Below are 20380 nucleotides of genomic sequence, written 5' to 3'. Positions count from 1 at the left end.
TATCTGGCGTCCGCTGGTCGAAGCATCTCTACTACGAGAGTGATTCATTCGATTAGCTCTACTCTTTGAACATACTCTCGAAGTCAAGATGCTGCAGCTTCGCGAATGCCAGAGGAGCATGCGGTTCTTTTTTCAAGGACAGCTATTTTTCGAACAGGCTCTCATAGTCGGAAAAAGACATCAACATCCATTCAAACTAAGCTAACATGGGAACCTGGGGCAGCGGTAATTTTGATAGCGATGACGCGCTTGACTACTTGAGCGACATTGCCAACCCTCTGGTGGAAAAGCTAATGGAGGTGGTAGAAAACCCGGAGTTGGCTGATGCCGACGAGGAAAGCAACCACTGTATGGCCGCAGTAGAAATCCTAACCATGCTGAGCCAATACTACAGTGATACGCGACTTAATCCGCAATTCGTCGCCGATTGCCGACGCACGGTGCTGACCCAATGGGATGAGACCATTGATGAGCTGGATCCTGATCCAGACTATAAAGTAGCGCGGCGCCAGGTTATGGAGCAGTCATTCGACAAGTTGCTGGCAGTTGTGAAACACTGGCAGTAGCTGCGAGCGGCCCTAAACCAATTCCTCTAATCTCCACTTCTCCTCACTCATTCCCCTCAAAAATGAAAGGTATTATCCTCGCCGGTGGCTCCGGCACTCGCTTGCACCCACTCACGCTGGCCGTCAGCAAGCAGCTTATGCCGGTGTATGATAAGCCCATGATTTACTACCCATTATCGATACTGCTGATGGCGGGCATTCGGGAAGTGTTGATCATCACGACGCCCCACGACCAGGCGCAGTTTCAGAAATTACTCGGCGACGGCAAAAGCCTCGGCTGCGACTTTCAGTACGCCGTGCAGGAAGTTCCCAACGGCCTGGCGCAAGCCTTCGTCATTGGGGCCGATTTTATTGGTGATGATAAAGTTGCCCTGGTACTCGGCGACAACATCTTCTACGGCGAGGGCCTGGAAGAATTGCTGAAAGCCAACAGCGACCCCACCGGCGGCGTCGTATTTGCCTACCACGTACAAGACCCCGAGCGCTACGGCGTGGTCGAGTTCGATGCTGATCGAAAAGCCCTTAGCATTGAGGAAAAGCCGGCCCAGCCCAAGAGCAACTACGCCGTGCCCGGCTTGTATTTCTACGACAACGACGTCATCGAAATCGCCCGCAACCTGAAGCCCAGCCCCCGCGGCGAATACGAGATAACCGACGTGAACCGCGAGTACCTGCAACGCGGTACGCTCAAGGTCGGCATCCTCGGCCGCGGCACGGCCTGGCTTGACACCGGCACCTTCGAAAGCCTCATGCAAGCCGGCGAGTTTGTGCGCGTAATCGAGCAGCGCCAAGGCCTGAAGGTGGGGGCCATTGAGGAAATAGCGTACCGCCAGGGGTTTATCACGGCCGACGAACTTCGCGCTATCGCCACACCCCTACGCAAGAGCGGCTATGGCGACTACCTGCTGCACCTGCCCGAGCAGTTGGTTATGGGGGAGTAAACTCAGCGAACCGCTAGCATGGGCCAATGACCCGCCGTTCATATGGGCCTGGAGGCGCCACTTGAACGGCGGGTCATTGCTAAATGAGCTTACTCGTCCAAGTACTCATGCACGAACTTGATGGCCATGCTGCCCTCCCCCACCGCTGAAGCTACCCGCGCCATGGCCCCGGCCCGGCTGTCGCCGGCCGCGAAGATGCCGGGCACGCAGGTTTCGAGCAAATACGGCTCGCGGTCTTGCTTCCAAACTGTAGCGTAGCGTGGGTCCGCCACGAGGTCGCGGCCGGTGAGTAGGTAGCCCTTGCTGTCGCAGATAACCTGGTTGCAAATCCACTCGGTGCTGGGCTTGGCCCCGATGAACACGAACAAGGCCCGGGCCGGCCGTTTTTCCACCGTGCCGTTGCGGTCGATTATCACGGCTTCGAGGCGGTCTTGCCCGCACACTTCCTTGATTTGAGAAAAAGGCAGCAACTCGATGTTAGGCGTGGTCCGAATTTGCTCGATGAGATAAGCCGACATGCTGGCCGCCAGGTTGGCCCCGCGAATTACGATGAACACCCGGCGGGCGTACGTGGCCAGGTACATGGCCGCCTGCCCGGCCGAGTTGCCCCCGCCCACGATGTACACGTCCTGCTCGTCGCAGCTGCGGGCCTCGGTGCGGGCAGCCCCGTAATATACGCCGGCCCCGCTGAGGCGGTCCATGCCCGGCACGTCGAGGGTTCGATAGCTCACGCCGGTAGTAAGCACCACGGCCTTGGTGCTGATTTTGCTGCCATCGCCGAGCGTGAGAACCTTGTAGCCGTCTTGTACGCAGAGCTCGGTTACTTCCTGGGGAGCCAGAAATTCGGCCCCGAGGCGCACCGCCTGCGACCAGGCGCGGAAGGCCAGGTCGGCGCCACTCAGGCCGGTGGGGAAGCCCAGGTAATTCTCGATGCGGGAACTGGTACCCGCCTGCCCCCCGGGGGTCTGCCGCTCGATGATGAGGGTTTTGAGTCCTTCGCTGGCGCCGTACACGGCCGCGGCCAGCCCGCTGGGCCCGGCGCCAATTACCACCACGTCATACATTTCCTGGAGGGGCCGGGTGGTGATGCCCAGGTGCTGGGCCAGGGCGGCTTTGGTAGGGTTGGCCACGGCACTGCCGTCCGCAGTGATTACCAGCGGCAAGTCGCTCGCGCTGAATCCTTTCATTTTTACCATTGTTTGGGCTTCGGTGCTGGTTTCGAAGTCCAGCCACTGGTAGCCGACCAGGTAGCCGCTCAGGAAATCCTTTAGCTCGTGCGAAAGCGGCGACCACTGAAACCCGATGAGACGCACGCCCCTGAACTTGGGCTTGTGGGCCATCTGCCAGGCCGTGAGTAAGTCGTGCAGCGTGGGATAAAGCAAGTTTTCGGGCGGGTCCCACGGCTTCATGAGGTAGTGGTCGAGCCGGGCCGAGTTGATAGCCCGCACGGCGGCTTCGGTATCGGCGTAGGCGGTGAGCAGCACCCGCTTGGCATCGGGAAAGAGCTCGCGGGCCGCGGTAAGCAATTCTACGCCCTCTAATTCCGGCATGCGCTGATCGGCCACAATCAAGGCCAGGGCCTCTTCCTTGCTTCTTAGCTCCTGAATGGTCGCCAGCGCCTCCGGCCCGGAGCTCGCGCGCACAATGCGGTAGTCCTGGCTGAACTCCTGGCGCAGGTCGCGCACAATGGCCGCCAGCACCTGGGAGTCGTCGTCGACGGCGAGGATGATAGGCTTTTTTGCAGTCATGGGAAAGAATATTGAGCAGGAAACGCCTGCCTGAGCCAAGAAGAGAACCCTTACACCGCCCCAGGTATAAGCGGGGATTGGTCCATCGAATACCCCAAACGACCTCCTCAACTACATTCGGGCGGGGTGAATGGGCGGAGGCTGGATACTCGGTCTTGACAGGGTGGGAACGACCAAATTTAAGCCTGCGGCGTAACAATGGGCAGCCAGGCACAAAATTCGGTGCGGCCTGGCACGGAGCTTACCTCCAGCCGCCCGTTGTGCTGCTTGATGATGCGTTGGGCAATGTCGAGCCCCAGGCGGAGCCCGCGCCTGCTTGCTTGGTGGTATAAAAGGGTTCAAAGATGTGCGGCAGCACCTCGGCCGGGATGCCCGCGCCATTATCAATCAGGAACACCCGCACCCAATCTCCCTCCAGGCGGGTGCGCAAGGTCAGCTCGCCACCCTGGGCGGGCAGGGCATCGATGGCGTTGTCGAGCAGGTTAGTCCACACTTGGTTGAGGCTGCTTACCTGGCCCCGAATCCGGGGCAGGTCGGGGGCATAGTCGCGCACGAGGCGGACGTTTTTCGGGCGTAGCTGAAAGCTCAGCATGTTGAGGGTGCTGTCGAGGCCCGTGGCCACGTCCAGCAGGTCGAAGCTGCTGTCGCGATCCATGTGGGAGTATGTTTTCACGTCGGCCACCAGCTTGCTGATGCGGCTGCCCGCCTCCTGCACCTCGCGGATGAGCTGAAGCGTAGTCTGCTGGCACTCGAGCCAGGCAAAGGCCGCGGGGCGGGCCGCGGGGGGCAGAACCTCGGCGGCAGTCGCCAGCACTTTTTCGGTCAGGCCCGTTTCCAGCAGGCCCGGCGCCAAGCGGAAACTATCGGCTACGCCTTGCGCGCTCAGCCAGTCGGCGAGCTCTTCCTCCCGCTCGGCCTGCTCCAGGGGCGATAGCTGGACGGCCCCGCCGGTCTGGGCGAGGGGTACGGCCCGGGTGGCGAAGGCACCCAAAGCCTCCGGATTGGGGCATTGCGCCAGCAGTTCCTGCAACAACTGCGGCTTGGTGGCGGCACGCTCGGCCAGGGCCTGGGCGGCCCGGGCAATGGCCGCGGCCGGGTTGTTGAGCTCGTGGGCCAGGCCCGCCGCAAGCTTGCCCAGGGCGCGGAGCTTGTCGTCGCGCTCCTGGCTGCGCACCTCGTCCCGGGCCCGGTCGCTCATCAAGCCCACCAACCGCTGCACGAGGTCGGGGCTAACCTGCTCGAGCTCCGGAAAAAGGTTGCGGTGCAGCAGGTAAAGCACCGTGGAGCCCACGGCCACGCCGAAGCCGCTAATTACCTGCAGCCGGGAATACGGCAGCACGCCGGTAATTTGCCCCTTTTCGGCCCGGAACCGGGGCTCCCGCCCACCCTTCTGCACGGAGTAGAATTGCAGGCCGCCCTGCAGGATAGCCATTAGGTATTGGGCGGGGTCGCCGGGCTGCACCACGGTGCTGCCGTCGGGAAATTCGCGCCGCTCGCCGTGGGCTACTAACCAGGCCAGCGTGGCCGGGGGCAGGTCGGCAAAGGCGGTGATGGTGCCTAGCTCACCAACAGTCGAAAGGATGTGTTCGGACATGGCGACACAACCCAGCAAAGGGCAAAAAGTTGAGCAGCAACCCGCCTCGTTGAGCCGTATCTTGCCGCCCGTTGGCAGACGGCCCGACTCCAGGAATACTTTATGAATAGAATACTTTTGCCTGCGGCCCCGGGCTTCTGGGGCAACTGGCTCCGCACTGCTGCCGTGGGGGTGGCGTGCTTGGCGGGGGGCTCCCCGGCCCTGGCGCAACGGTCGGCACGGGCGGCTACGCACACCGATTCGGTGCGGGCGGCCCGCGACGGCAAGCCCAAGTACTTCCCCGCGCAGTTCACTTTCGCCAGTGGCAAGCAGGTTCGAGGCTATGTTGAGGACTACAGCACTTGCCTGGTCAACCAGGTAGAATGCTACGAAGTGCCGCCCGACCAATTGCCGCCACCCAAGATCAAAGCCATCAGCATCGAGCGGCTACAAAGCATGAGCGTGGATGGGCACACCTTGGAAGCGCTATACATGCGGGACAAGCCCTTAAAAATCCTGGCGGAGAACCTGGGCGGCCCGGGACCCATGCAGATTTTCGGCTACGCCAAAACCAAGAACGACATGCTGCTGCCCATTCCCTTAGCAGTTCCTGTGTGGGTTTCTACCGGCACGCACGAGAAATATTACTGGTATGTGCGCCTGGCCGGCGGCGAGCTGCAGGAAATACCCCGGGCCCAAAAAGACTTTATAAAGTTTATGAGCAAGCTGTGTCAGCAGGCGCCGACGCTGGTAGCCGAGCTGCAACGCTCGCCCAATAAGGCCGCGGGCGAACGCCACCCCCGCTACCAGGTCGAGAACGCCCCCGAATTGGTGAGGCAGTACAATACACTGGTGGCCCAACCGTAAGCCCTGCCACTAAAAGGAAAGACCACCCAGTAAGCCGACTGGATTTCAACTGGAAGGCTATTTTACCGGCACTTTTTGGGAGTCTAAAGCCTTATTATATCCTGGCTTATCCTACTCAACAGCTCCCTTTATGGCGAAAGCAAGAACCGTATTTTTCTGTCAGTCCTGCGGCGCCCAGTCGGCCAAGTGGATTGGTCGCTGCCCGGCCTGCGGCGAGTGGAATACCTACGTCGAAGAAGTTATTCAAAAAGAAACGGCCGCCACCTCCACCGGCCAGTGGAAGCCGGCCAGCACCGTGCCGGGCGGCAACCTCACCAAGGCCGCGAAGTCGGTGCCCTTAGGCGATATTCTGGTCGAAGATGAGCCCCGCATCATCACCCCCGACGGCGAGCTGAACCGCGTGCTCGGCGGGGGGCTGGTGCCCGGGTCGCTGGTGCTGATTGGGGGCGAGCCCGGCATCGGCAAAAGCACCCTCATGCTGCAGATTGCGCTCAGCCTGCGCCAGCTGCGGGTGTTGTACGTGAGCGGCGAGGAAAGCGAGGCCCAGATCAAGATGCGCGCCGAGCGCCTGGCCGACGGCCAGCACCCCGGCTGCTATATCTTAACGGAGACGAACACCCAAAACATCTTCCGGCAGGTCGATCAGGTGCAACCCAACATCCTGGTTATCGATTCTATCCAGACCATGCACTCCACCCTGGTGGAGAGCGGCGCCGGCAGCGTCAGCCAGGTTCGCGAGTGCACCGCCGAGTTCCTGAAGTTTGCCAAGGAAACCAGCACCCCAGTGCTGCTCATCGGCCACATTACCAAGGATGGCAGTATTGCTGGCCCCAAAATTCTCGAGCACATGGTCGATACCGTGCTGCAGTTTGAGGGCGACCGGCACCTGAGCTATCGCATCCTGCGCACGACCAAGAACCGCTTTGGCAGCACCTCCGAGCTGGGCATCTACGAAATGCAGGGCGACGGCCTGCGCCAGGTGAGCAACCCATCCGAGATCCTGCTCTCGCAGCGCGCCGAAAGCCTGAGCGGTATGGCCATCGGGGCCACCCTGGAGGGCAACCGCCCTCTACTGGTGGAAGTGCAGGCCCTCGTAACCCCGGCCACCTACGGCACGCCGCAGCGCAGCAGCACGGGCTTCGACAGCAAACGCCTGCAGATGCTGCTGGCCGTGCTGGAGAAGCGCGCCGGCCTGCGCCTGGGCCAGCACGATGTATTTTTAAATATTGCCGGCGGCCTGCGCCTCGACGACCCCGCCCTCGACATGGCTGTGTGCGCCGCGGTAGTCTCCTCGCTCAACGACTTACCGATTCCCGGCAACGTGTGCCTGGCGGCCGAAGTTGGACTGAGCGGCGAAATTCGGGCGGTATCGCGCCTCGACCAGCGCCTGGCCGAGGCAGAAAAGCTCGGCTTTCGCGAAATGTACGTTTCTCATTTCAACGGTAAAGGCTTGGACCTGGCCCGGTTCGGCTTGAAAGTACAAGCCGTTAGCCGCCTCGATGAAGTGCTTAACGGCCTGTTTGGCTGATAGAAAAGATCCGGTATCTAGTCTCGACAGTGAGCCGGGCCCCTGGTCGAAGGAGCGACTTGCGAAAAAATAAAAAAGATCAAGTGGCTTAGTTTTGGATTTTATAAATCAAAATGCCGTATCTTCGGATCGCTGATATGCTTTTACCGCGAATCGATAGGGAAAGGCACAATTGGTAATAAGGATTATTATGTCGATTTTTGATGGGCGATGAGGGTCGTCCGCAGTTAGCCTCTTTTATGATGTCATCTTTATCTACTCACGCGCGTCGTTTACTGAGTACGACGTTATTGATGGTCCCCCTGCTGAGCTATGGGCAACCTAAGCCGGCGGCAGGCAAAACGGGCTCCGTAGTCAGAACGGCTCCCGTAATAGTCGGCAATGCGATTCTGAGCGGCCGGGTGAACGGCGTTACGGCCGATTCGATAGCCGTTTCGATACGGGATAACCCGCTCGACGCCAAAGACAAGCTGGTTCGCGTGAGGCTGAACTTTAAGGGTGAGTTCAAGTTAGTGGTGCCCTTGGCCGGCCCGACCAAAGCCGACCTAGTGTACGGCGACGACGTGGCTCCGCTCTATCTGGACCCGGGCACCGACATGGATGTCCGCTTCAAGGGCAGCGACATGTCAGGCTCGTTGAAGTTCAAGGCCAATGATGTGCCTACGGGGCTAAGCACCAAGCTGCGCAATGGGTCCAACCTCACCGAGTCGCAGATTCACCGGCTGCAGGCGGCTAATGCGAACAACTATCTAGTGGAAGCCGACGAGCAATTTGTTGAAAACGATGGCTTCCAGGTGCTGCCCGATAACATCCAGCTCTACGAGGCACCATTTCTGTCCTTCCTGGAGTACCGCCGCAAGCACCAGCTTTTCTTCCTGGATGACCACGCGGCGAAGCAATCCTTCACCCAGGAATTTTACAATTACGCGCTGGCGGAGGTAACGTACTCCTACGCCAACGACCGCCTGATGTTCCAGGACCTGCGGGAGCAAGTAGTAAATACCGAAGGGCGCCTGAAGATGGGCCCTACTTACTACAGCTTTCTGGAAGACCCCGGCCTGCTCAACAATCCCAACGCCATTCAGAGCGAGATGTACCACGAATTCTTGCTCAACTACGTGCACTTTGCCGTGGCGCAAGACAAGCACCAGCGGTCCGACCCGGACTTTTACCCGGCCTCGTATGCCTTAGCCAGCAAGAAGTTTACCGGCACTACCCGGGTCATTATCCTGGGGCGCATTTTGCAGGAGTCGTTCCGCTTTGGGCACGTGAAGCAGTCGGCGGCTATGCTGGCTGATTTCCAGAACTACGACGCCAAAGGCCAGTATTACCCTACGCTGCAGGACGATTTCAACCGGCACAAGGAGTTTGCCATTGGCTCGCCCGCACCCGATTTCAAATTGGCCACCGCAACGGGCGACACCGTGCGCCTGCGCGATTTCCAGGGCAAGCTGGTGTACATCAACTTCTGGCGAACCACCAATGGCTTGTGCCTGCGCGACCTGGCCTACGCTCAGGAGTTGATTCGCAAGTTTGAGGGCAAGAACATTGCCTTCGTCAACATTGCCCTGGATGAGAATGAGCAGGCCTGGCGGCAGCTCGTAACCGTGAAGAAGCTTCCCGGCGTGCAAGCGCGGATAGCGGGGGGCGGCCTGCGGTCGGCGGTGGCGCATGCGTACGCCTTGCAGGATGTGCCGACCTATTTCCTGGTTGGGGAAGACGGGACCTTCGTCAACACCAAGCCCAAGCGCCTGAGCAGCCGGGCGGCCATCGACGAAATAAACCAGTCGTTTGGCAAAGCCAGCACTTATACCAGCGCCATCGAATTTTCGGGCAAGAAATAGAGCCCGCGGCGGCATAGCCTAAGTAGCGCGAACTTTGCGGTTCACGTCCCCGCCGTAGCCCGGCGCCATCCAGGGACGCGGACCGCAAAGTTCGCGCTACTGCTTTCTCCCTCCTATGTCTCTGCTCGCCGACGGCCTCAACGTTTTATCAAAAGCCACGCCGCTCCGCGTCTGGAACGCCGCCCAAATCGTAGGCTCCTACCTGCTGAGCAAGCTCACCGGTAAAGCCCGGCACTGGGGCCTGCCGCTGGCCCTGAGCTTTGAGCCCACTACCAGTTGCAACTTGCGCTGCCCTGAGTGCCCCAGCGGCCTGCGCTCGTTCACCCGGCCCACGGGCATGCTGCCGGAAGCATTATTTAAGCAGACGATTGACGAGGTGGCCAGCCGCCTGTGGTACTTGATTTTTTATTTCCAGGGCGAGCCCTACTTGCACCCGCAGTTTCTGGACCTGGTACGCTACGCGGCCGACCAGGGAATTTATACCGCCACCAGCACCAACGCCCATTACCTGAGCGACCAGAACGCCCGGCGCACCGTGGAAAGTGGCCTCGACCGGCTGATCATTTCCCTCGACGGCACCACCCAGGAGGTATACCAGCAGTACCGTGTGGGGGGCCGGCTTGAGAAAGTGCTGGAAGGTACCCGCAACGTAGTCCGCTGGCGCAAGCAGCTGAAGTCCGGCACGCCCCGGATTATTTTCCAATTCCTGGTGGTGCGGCCCAACGAGCACCAGATTGACGACGCCCGGCAGCTCGCTGAAGCGCTGGGCGTAGACGACGTCTGGTTTAAAACAGCCCAGATTTACGACCACCAGCATGGCTCCCCGCTCATCCCCACCATCGATTACTATTCGCGCTACCAGCCCACTGGCAACGGCACCTGGAGCCTGAAAAATGCCCTGATAAACCACTGTTGGAAAATGTGGCATTCCTGCGTCATCACCTGGGATGGCCTGGTGGTGCCCTGCTGCTTCGACAAAGACGCCGAGTACCGCCAGGGCGACCTCAAAACGGCAACATTCCGCCAGGTCTGGCGCGGCCCCAAGTATCAGCAATTCCGAAGCAGCCTGCTTAGAGGCCGCAACCAGATCGAGATGTGCCGCAACTGCTCGGAAGGCACTAAAGTGTGGGGGTAGCTTAGCAGGATTGTCGGGCTGGAGTACCCTAGGCGGTCGTAGGCAGCTCCCGAGGTTCGCCCTATGAGTTGATACCCAGTGATCCGGCGGCGTGTGCCCTGGTTCACTGTAGCGGCGAGAGGTTCAGGCGACTACTCCAGGAACCAGCGAAGGCGCCTAAAACCCTGCTTGTATAAGTTCAGAAGAGCAGAACCCGCTTTAAGAAACTAAGAATAGGGACACAGCAGCCTTACTCCCGGCAAAATCCAGATCAAATGCCGGATAAATGCTTTTCTTTGCTAAAAAGCTGGTTATGATTAAAGCATTCGTAATCGCGCTGCTTTCTTGCTTTGCCGTGCCTGTTTCGGTACATGCTCAAGTAGCAGTGCGCTGTAAGCTACAGGGGCAACACTTGCATGGCTACGTGGATAAGGAAAATCGATTACTGATTTTTCTGAACGGCAGCAACGCCTTGATTAGCACGCTTGAGCTGGGAGAAGACGCATTGGTCCGGCTGGAGAATGGAGACAAAGACGTCTGGCGTTTTGAGGACGTCAATTTTGACGGTTATGAAGATGTGCTTTATCGAAGCAACAGTGGAAATGTGCAGCTGTTTGAGGATGTATATCTATACCGGCCCAAGACAAAATCTATGCTCCTACACGGGACGCTTAGTGCAATGCCGTGCTTCAGCGTAAATAAGGCCCAGCAACAGATCAGTAGTACCTGCAATCATTCCAGCGCTGCTGAAAACTGGACTGAAACGTACGTATGGAGCAATGGGGTGCTGATGAAAATCGCGCAAGAAGGCACCATGCCGGCAACTGAAAACGGGGATATGATTGTGGTGGAATATCGGAAGGTTAGGCGAAATGGAAAGTGGGTATATATTTACCGCAAGCGCATCGGCTAAACTTTAATATCCCTGTTAATCAGTTGCTTAATCACTTACGGACAGTTTGTCAATAAACTGTCCGTATTTTTTGTCGATGTAGAAAGCCGCCTAAAGCTCACGGACTTTACATCGAAAAGCCCTCTCCACGAATGCAGCAGAGCAGCTAAGGCCGCATGCCACAGAAGTTTAGTAAGTGGCTACACTCCGGCTTTTCCCAGCTACCTACTTGTGCCCCTTGGTTAGGTTTTTGCCCAAGTCTTCCACTTTAGTGAGAAATTCCAGGGCGTCGGAGTCGGCGTAAGTACCATAGGCCGAGGAAATGGTGCCACGTACGCCGTCGTTGGTTTCGATAGCGTAGAGAATGGACATATCATCGGGGTTACTTTCGCCCTCGAAGCGGTAGAAGTCTACAATGGTTACTTCGTCAGGTGCGTACGTCCGATTGGAGTCGTTGCCGATGGTGTGGAGGCGCCCATCCACAACGTTGAAGTCCTGGATGAAGCCGTCGGCTGACAGTTTTTTCTCAACATTTACTAGCGAGCGTTCTTCTTCTTTGTCCTGCATGGCGATGGGGTAATTAGAGGTAGTAAGCGGAGCAGCGGCTGCAAACGCAACCCGCTCCCGCTTGGGCTATACGCAGCCAAGGCGGGGGCGGGTTATCTGCGACAGCATAAAATATGGGCCGTAGCCCTGAGCCTATCGGCGGCCCGATTGGGCAGCCCGCGCCTCAATGGTGCGTTGCAGCTGGTCCACGTCCAAGGTTCCGCAGGCTCCACCGCAGCCCTTGGCGCAGCCGGCCGCCGTCTTGCTAAAGAAGGCCCGCCAGAAGATGCGCCCCACGTAAAAAGCTGCCACCACAAAGAGGACAGCAATCAGGCAATACTGGAGGTCGACAGCGGTAAGAGCGAGCAGAAGCATGACGGATAAACTGCGTTATGAAGGGAATAGTTTACTACGTACTGGCCATAAAAATAGCTCGCTGCACAACAGCGCAATATACTTCAGTGCATACCTGGCCATTATGCCGGGCATAGTCGAAGCAGCTCGCGGACGCAAGGAATTCAGCCGTTAGACCACCGACTGGTGGCTCAACGCAACGAGATGCTGGGGCAAGTTCTACACCCGCCAAAACTCCCTGATGGTCTCCTGTACTTCGACGTGTACGCGGCCGTTACTCGCTACCACCTCGCGCCCAAACAGGGGGTCCCCGTCTTCGAGGAATTGCGTGACCTGCCCGCCCGCTTCCCGCACCAGGAGAATGCCGGCGGCTACGTCGTAGGAATTCAGATTGAACTCAAAGTACGCTTCGCAGCGCCCAGCGGCCACGTAGGCCAGGTCTACGGCGGCCGAGCCCAGGCGCCGCACCCCGTGGCTGCGGCTCATGAACGCGCCCAGGAGCTGCAGGTAATCGGCCAGCTTGCCGAAATCTTTGTAAGGAAAGCCCGTTGCTATGAGGGAGCTGTTCAGGTCGGGGACGTCGGTGACGTGCAGGGGCTCGTCGTTGCAAAACGCCCCGCCGCCCCGCACGGCCCGGAAGCTCTCGTCGCGGTTTACCTCGTGCACCACGCCCACCACCAATTCGTGCCGGTGCAGGAGCGCCACGCTGATGGAGTACACCGGCAGGCCGTGAACGAAGTTCGTGGTACCATCGAGCGGGTCAATTATCCACGTGAACTCCTCGGTTTGGGAGTCCGGGCCCACCGTACCCTCCTCGGTGATGAAGCCGGCAGCGGGCAGCAGTTGGCGCAGGCCCGCCACGAGCCGACGCTCGGTTTCCTGGTCCACGTAGCTTACCAGGTCGTGGACGCCTTTGTGCTCGACCTTGCTACGGTCGAACCTAGTGGCTTCCTGGCGGATGAACTGGGCCGTGGTACGGCACAGCCCGGCAAGGTTAAGAGAGAGCTCGGTAAAATCAGGAAGCATCAGTAAGAAAATAAAACTAAATCAAGAGGCAACTGTGCAGCAACTCATCTTGCCGGGGCAGTCTGCCGGGCTTTGCGTAACGTCGGCTGATCAAGGTGGAAACGCTTATTAGCGTTTTGGTACCATTCAGGCGGCGGGCACCCGGGCTGGCAGGCGGCGGCGGCCTTGCCAGAAAGCGACCAGCAACAGCAGCACCGCCAGCCCTTGCGTGCCCCGGCCAATCAGCTCCCCGAAACGGGCATAAAACGTTACTTCCTTATTCAGGTGCACCGTGGCCCGGCTGGCCGTCGGCACCCAGGCCGGTTCTCGCTGAATAACTTCGCCCTTCTGGTTAATGAAGCCCGTGAAGCCCGTATTGGCCGAGCGGGCCAAGTCGCGGCGGGTTTCGATGCAGCGTAAGGCCCCGTACCTAAACAGCTGCCGGTAGCCGGGGGAATCGTGCCACCAGGCATCGTTGGTGATGACGCTCAGCAGCGTGGCCCCGCGGCGGGTGTATTCACCCACAAAATCACCGTAGATAGACTCATAGCAGATGACTGGGGCCACGCGCAGAGCCGGCGCGGGGGCCGGGGCGGGGTACACCGTACGCTCGGCCTGGCTGCCCACGCTGCCCACCGTTCCGCCAAGGTCGATGTGGGAAATGACGGAAGCCAGCAGGGGCGGAATTTTCTCTACTCCGGGCACGAGGCGCGACTTGTGATAGAAGGCAATCGGGGCCGTGGCATCAGCGAAATAAGCGCCCGTGTTGAAGACGTCGTAATAGCCCAGATCGTCGCGGTAGCGGGCGGTTTCGCTGGCCGCTTCCTGGTTGGGGTACGAGTCGATGGTGGTGATGCCCGTGAGCAAGGCCACCCCGGGGTGCTGGGCCAGCCACTGCCGGATGCGGCGGATTTTGGGGTTGCTCTCAATCGTGCTTTCCCAGTATGACTCCTCCAGGGCCGTCTCGGGCCAGAGCACCAGGCGCGTTTGCGAAGTGAGGTGCCGTTCCGAGAGGCTAAGCAAGCGGGTCAACTGCTCGTCGTAGGAAATGAATTTGGCGCCGCCCTCGAACTTTTCCACGTAGGGGTCGACGTTGGGCTGCACGACCACTACCTCGGTGCTGGGGCCTTTCTCCTGGTAAACCGCCCCCATGAGGTAGGATAGGAGTATGGGCAGGATGATGGCTAGGAGGGGAATTAAAAATTGAGAATTAAAAATTAAAAATGACTCGTCGGATGCAACGCGGCGTGTGCCGGTATCGGCATCGGGGCCGGCTGCGCTTTTAATTTTTAATTTTTCATTTTTAATTAAGACTCTAAATATCAGCAGGTTCATCGCCCACACCCACACCGACCCGCCTAGAAAGCCGGTGTACTCGTACCATTGCACCCACTGCGGGGCCGCCGCGAAGCCGTTGCCCAGCGTGAGCCAGGGCCAGGTTATGTCCCAGTGCAGGTGCAGCTGTTCGAAGGCAATCCAGAATACGGGCAGCGACAAGTAGCCGAGGCGGTTCCCGAGCCGCTTTTTGGTTTGCCTGAAGGCCATGAGGGGCAGGCACATGAGCAGGGCATTCAGCACCACGGCGGCGATGCCGGCCGCTAGCTCAGCGTAGCTCACCCACCAGGTAGTAAGCGCGTTCCAGAGCACCAGAAACAAGTACGTGCTGGCAAATACCCGACGTTTGCGAGCGCCGGCCAGCGTGAGCTGCCGCTCCATCACCAGGTACGGCACCCAGCCAATAAACAACAGCGGCACCAGCCAGGCCGTGGGGTGCGGAGCCCAGCCCCCCCACAGTAGCAGGGCGCCCAGCCCAGCCAGTACTACCGGGTGCTGGAGGAGGCTACTCCTCGCCGTCGAGGCCCTCGTCATCGGCGCGGTGGGTTCGGTCTTCGCGGCCGGGGCGGGGCTCGCGGGCGGGCGGGGCAGGATTTCCTTCGACGACAACGACAATTTCTCCTTTGATTGTGGGACGGGCCGCGAAGTCAGCTTCCAGGCTGGCCAGGGTACCGGTCACGGTTTCTTCAAATAATTTAGTCAGCTCGCGGCTAACCGAAGCCGGCCGGGCAGGGCCCAACACCTCGGCCAGTTGGCCCAGCGTTTTGACGATGCGGTGCGGAGACTCATAAAAAATCATGGTCCGGGTTTCCGAGGCCAGCTCGCGCAGGCGGGTTTGGCGACCTTTCTTCGCCGGCAGAAACCCCTCAAATGTGAATCGCTCGGCCCCGAATCCGGACTTGAGCAGGGCCGGCACGAAAGCCGTGGCCCCGGGCAGGCACTCCACGCCCAGGCCCCGGGCCAGGCACTCCCGCACCAACAGAAACCCCGGGTCGGAAATTCCGGGAGTGCCGGCATCCGAAATCAAGGCCATGGCTTCGCCGGCCGCCAGCCGGTCGAGTAAGCGCGGTACTTGCTGGTGTTCGTTGTGCAGGTGGTAAGAGAGGAGCGGCTTTTTCAGCCCCAGGTGCTGCATCAGGCGGCCGCTGGTGCGGGTATCCTCGCACAGCACCGTGCTCACCTCGCCCAGAATGCGGATGGCCCGCAGGGTGATGTCTTCCAGATTGCCAATGGGTGTGGGCACCAAGTAAAGGACCGTGTTAGGCATGGCGCAAAGGTAAACGCTGGGTCCAACGAGCCCTACCGAATGAAGCAGTGAAAGTCAGTAGCCGGCGGCTTAGCATTCCTCCGTGAGCGCCGCGTACCGGGCGGCCGCCGCGTCGATAGCTTCAGCCAGTTGGTGGTCGCGCCGGGTTACGGTGTTGCCCGCGTCGTGGGTGCGCAGGCGGAATTCTACCACGTTGTATTCGTTGCTGAACCACGGATGGTGGTCCAGCCGCTCCGCTTCGGCGGCGACGTCGGTGAGGAAAGCGAAGGCTGCTTTGAAGTCCACGAAGCGGAAGCGGCGGCGCAGACTATGATTAGTTTCGACCCACATAGGGTAAGGAGATTAGCGGGTAAGAGGGAGAAGCCGGGCTTTAAGGAGACACAACCCAAACGGCCAAACCAAAGTACACCTTAATCCCAGTCGTTTCATCAAAATCCTCCTCTGAAAATGGCCATCGACCCCAATAATCGCCCTATCCGCGTCATCAACGACGACACCACCAACGAAGAAATGGAGGCCGGCCACCACATTCCCAACGCCGACCCTCCCAAGAACGAAGAGGCCCGCGGCGGCTTCGGCAACCGGGACGGCAAGGAAGGCTTTGGCACCGACTCGGCCAACGGCGAAACGGCCCTCTCCGTGAATGCCAACGCCGACCGCCTGAGCCAGGGCCTAGTTCCGGACAATATCCGCCTGCCCGATGGGACGCTGGCTGACCGCCCGAACCAGGACCTGCCCGACGACGAAGATGAGCGGGTAATTCCCAGCGGCCACCCCGTCGACGAGCTCGACGCCCACGACCGGCGCCCCGGCGTCGATGAAATGCTGAAGCCTAATTCCCGCGTGGGCATGGGCCAAATGGAACCGCGCGCCATTCAGCCCATCACCGGTACCGACACCAACGCCGAACTTACTGACCCCGGCGCCAGCGACTCCGCCATCGACCAGTAACCGCGGCAGCGGCCGGCACCACCGAAAGAGAAACTGCCATTCCTTCCACCTTTCTAACGTTCCTTCATCATGCCGTACAAGAGCAATAACACCAACCAACAATCCGGCGAAAACAAAGGAGGCCCCACGGTAACGGAGCAGCCCAAAGCCGTGGGCAACATGCCCGCCATCGAACACGACGCCGAAACCGAAGCCCGGCTTGAGCAGGAAGCACTCGACGCCGGGGTGCGCCACCCCAATCGCAACCTCGAAAAGCCGGAGACGGGGCGCCCCGCTTACGGTGGTGGCCACTAGCGGTCTAGTCCCACGATGTGGTGGCGTAGCTTTCGGGCCGAGAGCTCGCCGGAAATGATGAAGCAAGTGTTTCATCGCCCGTGCAATGGCGTTCCTGACGATGCTCTATCCCGCATTGTCAGGAACGCCTCTTAGCATACGGCACCTCACCCATTACAAAAGACAACGGTGGCGAAGCGGCACAGACGCATCCCAACGGGCGAAGTGCCACAGGACCGAAGCCGAGCGTACACTGCTAACCTTGTACACAATGGCTTGAGCTTTGCAGGAGGCATTCACGGAAATGATATCGCTTCAGAGACTATGAGCGAGTATTCTTTTCCTTTGCCCAAGGAGCTACCCAGGCTTTGCAAAGGTTGCAGCGAAGCCTGGAGTTGCAGCCCCAGCTTGATGGCCTGCTGGCTCAACCGTTTCACTTGCCACTACGGACACGCCCTGGATAACCGCTACTGCGCTACGCACTATCTACCGCTTCGGCTCACACCGTTGGCCGGAAATGCTTTGCTGAACAAGGTGCCTGTTTGGGAGCTAGCGGTGGGATATGATCAAATAACTTGATTTCGGGTGGATTTACCGCGGCACAGGATTTAGTATAATTTCTGGTTTCAGGTGTCCGACCGAATGCTGGAGTCTATGCTCGGCCCTGCAACTCAGCACCAACTTATCATTTCCCCAGTATAAAACAATGTACATGCTCTTAACCGCGTCTGGCAATGCTATTGACCCTGCTTCTGTCTGAAACTACCCCAATAGCTTTGGCAAGCTTGTTCATTATAGCTCCGTTTGTGCTGGCCCTATACGTTCCCATTTTCTTCCTGTCGCGGCCGAAATCATCTGGTACAGCCAAGATAGTGGCCTTGGGGCGAGCTTCACTGCCGATTTGGCTTAGCAATGGATGGAGCAAAGAGTTTGCATGGATGGAGTATGGCTGGGTGGTGCTGGTATTTTTTTACCTTCCTCTGGGGGCCGCTCTTATAAATCTAGTGCGCAGTATCCCCAAAATATAGCTCCGTGAAAGCCAACCTGCAAAAGATAATACTCGAGGAAGTAGCCAGCATTTTCCGGCCTTTGGTAGTGGTCACGCTCAGTTAGGCTAGCACTATCCAGCTTTTCGAGGACCTAGTATGGGACGTGTAGGCCTTGCTAACCCTACTTCCAACTGCTGCCGTGCGGCTTGCGCCTGACCAATCTGGCTGGCCTGGTGGCCGCCCCCGGGCCACATGCCGGGTGGTGGCGTATGAGCACCAACGGCTGGGCGGCACGAGTGGGGGCGCCCCCACTCAAAAGCGCCTGCTCAGCCCGGCGGCCCTCAGTTCGGGCGCCCGAGCCCGTGAGCTGGGCGAAGATACCTAAGCGCTAGTCCACGCCGCCACACTAGGTGTATAGTCCCAGGGTGAGCTGGGTAGGGTCGCGGATAAAGATAGTGGGGTTCAGGTGCCACTGCTGGCAGATGAACTCGTGTAGGTTTTACCCGCTAGCCGTTTGAGGCGCTTGCCATGGTTGTAGGCCAGCAAAAAGGCTTGCAAGTGGTCGTTGAGTTCATTTGTAGTCTGGTAATGGTAGCGCGGCACGGTGGCTTCTTTCAGCGTGCGGCTGAAGCGCTCGACCGGGCCGTTGGTCCAGGGGTGGGCGGGCTTGGTGAAGCGGTGTTCGATGCCGTGCTCGTCGCACACGCGGTCGAAAAGGTGCCGCCAGGTATACACCTGGTGGGATATATTGCCGAACTGGGTCCCGTTGTCGGTCAGCACCTTGTGCACCTTATAAGGGAGCTGGATAAGGCGCCGTACTGCCGGAGTTGTCCGGGCGCTGCCGTGAAGTATTTGTCCCATATGTGCTGGCGAGATTCGGTGCTAAACACCACTCCACTACTCTATGGGACTATACACCTAGAGATCTACGAGCCGGTGGGGAATGCCCGCCTCACCACCCAGGTGGAGGCCGAGCAATACCACCAGGCCCTGGGGGCCGCTGCGCTCACCCTGACCCTAGAGGTGCTGGTGGTGCCGGAGTACCAACTGGCGCTGGCTCGAGCTACCCGCCCGCCGCTAGCCCGGCCAACGGTGCGGCGCGAAGGTTTTGTCGGCACTGGTCCCAGTACGTCTTGCTGCACGCCCTCTTGGAGCAAACGCCCTACCCGCCGCTCGCTACACCTCTGCGGTAGCGCCCTGACGGTGCTGCTCAACTGGCTCGACGCTTAGCTACCGATAATCTACTCATCCCCAACAAACTCCTTAATATTACTAGATAATATCAAAAATATTTTACTCCTGCCATACTGCGAAAGTCGTGTTCGCGTTGTATCCTTGTCGCGGGTAACACTGCCTCCCGGACGCTACCTCTTCCGTCCGATTTCTGCGCGCCTGCTCACAACGGACCTATAGTGGCCCGCCCCGCCAAGTATAAACTTCCGGCCGCCACACGCCGGGCTTGCCCCTTCCTTTCAGTTGCGTGGCCCCACCCACGATTCAGCCTTCCACCAGGTCCCTCGCTTACCCTTGTCCCATGCTCGTTCCCGCATACTGCGCTGCTGCCACACAAGCCTTAGCTATCGCCGAGACGACCGCAGCGCGCCAACTGGCGGCTGTAGGGAGCCGACAGGGGAACGACGTCACCAACGGTGGTGGCTGCCCATACGTGGGCCTGCTCATGAAAGGCGGGAGCATGCTGGGTAATGCCTTGGCATGCTACGTATTATGCGTTCGAATAGTTGGGAGCACGTGCACGTCTTTTGCCGCTGGGCGGCACTTTAGTCGGCACCATCTGCGCCCTGGTGCCCGAAACGGCTCAGTACTCCGCCAACTGCCAGGGCGAGTGGGGCCCCGGCCACTAATGAGCCAAGGCGGAGCCCGCAAGTTCGAGTATAGTGGCCGGGTGTGGTGGAAGGGTGCACAGTTTGGAAGGTTCGGGTTCTAGATTCACGTTTATAAATGCTTACCAAAGTTGTAAGTACCCTTTCTGACATTACCCTGTTTAGGGTTTGCAGAGCAAAATCAATACAACCAGTTGTTTACTTGAGAAATAATGGCTTGGTCTTCTCTTGCTTCACGCTTGTCCGATTTGCCGCTGATATTGGCTGGGCCTATTTTGCGCCGCACCGAGAATGCATCGGTAACAGTTTGGCTAGCCTTGAAGGCAGCGCGGCGTGTATACTTATCAGTTTATGAAGGAGGAACGGGCGCTCAGGGAATGTCGGGACCTATGGCTCCAATCTTATCAGGCGATCTAGTCACAACTAAATTGGGCGATAATCTACACATTGTGGCCGTTACAGCGCGAAGTGTAGGCAATATACCCAGTAATGTTTTGTGGCCTAGTGTTATATACAGCTACGATTTAGAGTTTAGGAGTATTGCAGGAATTCCTACATCGCCTGCTACTACCCTAAAAACAGAGAGGGTATTTAGTATAAACGGTCTTTTGGATAGCATCTGCTATTCACCTTTCACATACCCAACTTTTTCATTACCACCTAATGACCTAGGCTGTACGGACAATTATCTTTGGGTTCGTGAGCAATCTGGATGAAATCAGTGACCGGGCATGGGCGGCGTTGGC

At 58.9% G+C, this 20380-nt stretch carries 20 protein-coding genes and 1 pseudogene; 12 read left to right on the top strand and 9 right to left on the bottom strand.

The window, feature by feature from the left end; all coding sequences use genetic code 11:
* The first annotated feature begins 206 nt into the window (after positions 1 to 206).
* Together IC235_RS03090 and rfbA are read left to right on the top strand one after the other, a co-directional pair.
* Entirely contained in the window at positions 207 to 566 is a 360-nt protein-coding gene (locus tag IC235_RS03090; RefSeq protein ID WP_191003713.1) for a DUF4259 domain-containing protein, read from the top strand.
* A gap of 62 nt (positions 567 to 628) precedes the next feature.
* The gene (rfbA, locus tag IC235_RS03085; RefSeq protein ID WP_191003712.1) at positions 629 to 1507 is read left to right on the top strand and encodes a glucose-1-phosphate thymidylyltransferase RfbA; all 879 of its coding nucleotides are present in this window, start codon (positions 629 to 631) and stop codon (positions 1505 to 1507) included.
* A gap of 89 nt (positions 1508 to 1596) precedes the next feature.
* Here the strand turns inward: rfbA and IC235_RS03080 are convergent, their stop codons facing one another.
* Positions 1597 to 3255 carry an FAD-dependent oxidoreductase gene (locus IC235_RS03080; RefSeq protein WP_191003711.1) on the bottom strand — a complete coding sequence of 553 codons (1659 nt, stop codon included), beginning with the start codon at positions 3253 to 3255 and terminating at the stop codon, positions 1597 to 1599.
* Between the two features lie 179 nt (positions 3256 to 3434).
* A pseudogene (locus IC235_RS22730) lies at positions 3435 to 3847 on the bottom strand (sensor histidine kinase).
* Positions 3848 to 4951: 1104 nt separating this feature from the next.
* Between IC235_RS22730 and IC235_RS03070 the strand changes: the two are divergent.
* The 5 genes from IC235_RS03070 to IC235_RS03050 all read left to right on the top strand — a co-directional run bounded on the left by IC235_RS03070 (position 4952) and on the right by IC235_RS03050 (position 11094).
* Positions 4952 to 5695, top strand: coding sequence for a hypothetical protein (locus IC235_RS03070; protein ID WP_191003709.1), 744 nt, complete (start codon positions 4952 to 4954; stop codon positions 5693 to 5695).
* Positions 5696 to 5825: 130 nt separating this feature from the next.
* Entirely contained in the window at positions 5826 to 7223 is a 1398-nt protein-coding gene (gene radA / locus IC235_RS03065; RefSeq protein WP_191003708.1) for a DNA repair protein RadA, read from the top strand.
* 242 nt (positions 7224 to 7465) lie between these two features.
* A complete protein-coding gene (locus IC235_RS03060) occupies positions 7466 to 9067 on the top strand; it encodes a TlpA family protein disulfide reductase (protein WP_223847057.1) in 1602 nt (533 codons plus the stop codon).
* 115 nt (positions 9068 to 9182) lie between these two features.
* Positions 9183 to 10202: an SPASM domain-containing protein gene (locus IC235_RS03055; protein ID WP_191003706.1), complete on the top strand. Its 1020-nt coding sequence runs from the start codon at positions 9183 to 9185 to the stop codon at positions 10200 to 10202.
* Between the two features lie 265 nt (positions 10203 to 10467).
* Positions 10468 to 11094, top strand: coding sequence for an XAC2610-related protein (locus IC235_RS03050; RefSeq protein ID WP_191003705.1), 627 nt, complete (start codon positions 10468 to 10470; stop codon positions 11092 to 11094).
* A gap of 204 nt (positions 11095 to 11298) precedes the next feature.
* On the opposite strand, the gene IC235_RS03045 is transcribed toward IC235_RS03050, so the two are convergent.
* From IC235_RS03045 to IC235_RS03020, 6 genes are all read right to left on the bottom strand, one after another.
* Complete coding sequence (locus tag IC235_RS03045) at positions 11299 to 11640, bottom strand: hypothetical protein (protein ID WP_191003704.1); 342 nt, start codon at positions 11638 to 11640, stop codon at positions 11299 to 11301.
* A 132-nt stretch (positions 11641 to 11772) separates the two neighbouring features.
* Positions 11773 to 11994: a hypothetical protein gene (locus IC235_RS03040; RefSeq protein ID WP_191003703.1), complete on the bottom strand. Its 222-nt coding sequence runs from the start codon at positions 11992 to 11994 to the stop codon at positions 11773 to 11775.
* Between the two features lie 198 nt (positions 11995 to 12192).
* Entirely contained in the window at positions 12193 to 12999 is an 807-nt protein-coding gene (locus IC235_RS03035) for an inositol monophosphatase family protein (RefSeq protein ID WP_191003702.1), read from the bottom strand.
* Positions 13000 to 13125: 126 nt separating this feature from the next.
* Entirely contained in the window at positions 13126 to 14847 is a 1722-nt protein-coding gene (gene lnt, locus IC235_RS03030) for an apolipoprotein N-acyltransferase (RefSeq protein ID WP_191003701.1), read from the bottom strand.
* Complete coding sequence (rsmI, locus tag IC235_RS03025) at positions 14819 to 15580, bottom strand: 16S rRNA (cytidine(1402)-2'-O)-methyltransferase (RefSeq protein ID WP_191003700.1); 762 nt, start codon at positions 15578 to 15580, stop codon at positions 14819 to 14821. The genes lnt and rsmI overlap by 29 nt, the downstream gene beginning before the upstream one ends.
* 69 nt (positions 15581 to 15649) lie before the next feature.
* Complete coding sequence (locus IC235_RS03020; protein ID WP_191003699.1) at positions 15650 to 15910, bottom strand: 4a-hydroxytetrahydrobiopterin dehydratase; 261 nt, start codon at positions 15908 to 15910, stop codon at positions 15650 to 15652.
* A 117-nt stretch (positions 15911 to 16027) separates the two neighbouring features.
* Here IC235_RS03020 and IC235_RS03015 point away from each other — a divergent pair, with 117 nt between their 5' ends.
* The 3 genes from IC235_RS03015 to IC235_RS03005 all read left to right on the top strand — a co-directional run bounded on the left by IC235_RS03015 (position 16028) and on the right by IC235_RS03005 (position 18178).
* On the top strand, positions 16028 to 16531 hold the full coding sequence (locus tag IC235_RS03015) for a hypothetical protein (RefSeq protein WP_191003698.1): 504 nt from the start codon (positions 16028 to 16030) through the stop codon (positions 16529 to 16531).
* A 69-nt stretch (positions 16532 to 16600) separates the two neighbouring features.
* Positions 16601 to 16825: a hypothetical protein gene (locus tag IC235_RS03010; protein ID WP_191003697.1), complete on the top strand. Its 225-nt coding sequence runs from the start codon at positions 16601 to 16603 to the stop codon at positions 16823 to 16825.
* Positions 16826 to 17992: 1167 nt separating this feature from the next.
* Positions 17993 to 18178 (top strand): hypothetical protein, encoded by a 186-nt coding sequence (locus tag IC235_RS03005; RefSeq protein ID WP_191003696.1) that lies wholly within the window; start codon positions 17993 to 17995, stop codon positions 18176 to 18178.
* A 77-nt stretch (positions 18179 to 18255) separates the two neighbouring features.
* Here IC235_RS03005 and IC235_RS03000 read toward each other — a convergent pair whose 3' ends face one another.
* On the bottom strand, positions 18256 to 18654 hold the full coding sequence (locus IC235_RS03000; RefSeq protein WP_191003695.1) for an integrase core domain-containing protein: 399 nt from the start codon (positions 18652 to 18654) through the stop codon (positions 18256 to 18258).
* Between IC235_RS03000 and IC235_RS02995 the strand changes: the two genes are divergently transcribed.
* Both IC235_RS02995 and IC235_RS22425 read left to right on the top strand, forming a co-directional pair.
* Positions 18655 to 19023, top strand: a complete 369-nt coding sequence (locus IC235_RS02995; protein ID WP_191003694.1) for a hypothetical protein — start codon at positions 18655 to 18657, stop codon at positions 19021 to 19023.
* A gap of 509 nt (positions 19024 to 19532) precedes the next feature.
* Positions 19533 to 19655, top strand: coding sequence for a hypothetical protein (locus IC235_RS22425; RefSeq protein WP_262892809.1), 123 nt, complete (start codon positions 19533 to 19535; stop codon positions 19653 to 19655).
* Positions 19656 to 20380 lie beyond the last annotated feature (725 nt).

The sequence above is a fragment of the Hymenobacter montanus genome, from assembly GCF_014699115.1.
Lineage (GTDB): Bacteria > Bacteroidota > Bacteroidia > Cytophagales > Hymenobacteraceae > Hymenobacter > Hymenobacter montanus.
Note: the sequence above shows the minus strand (reverse complement) of the source record. Positions and strands in the feature narration are given on the sequence as shown.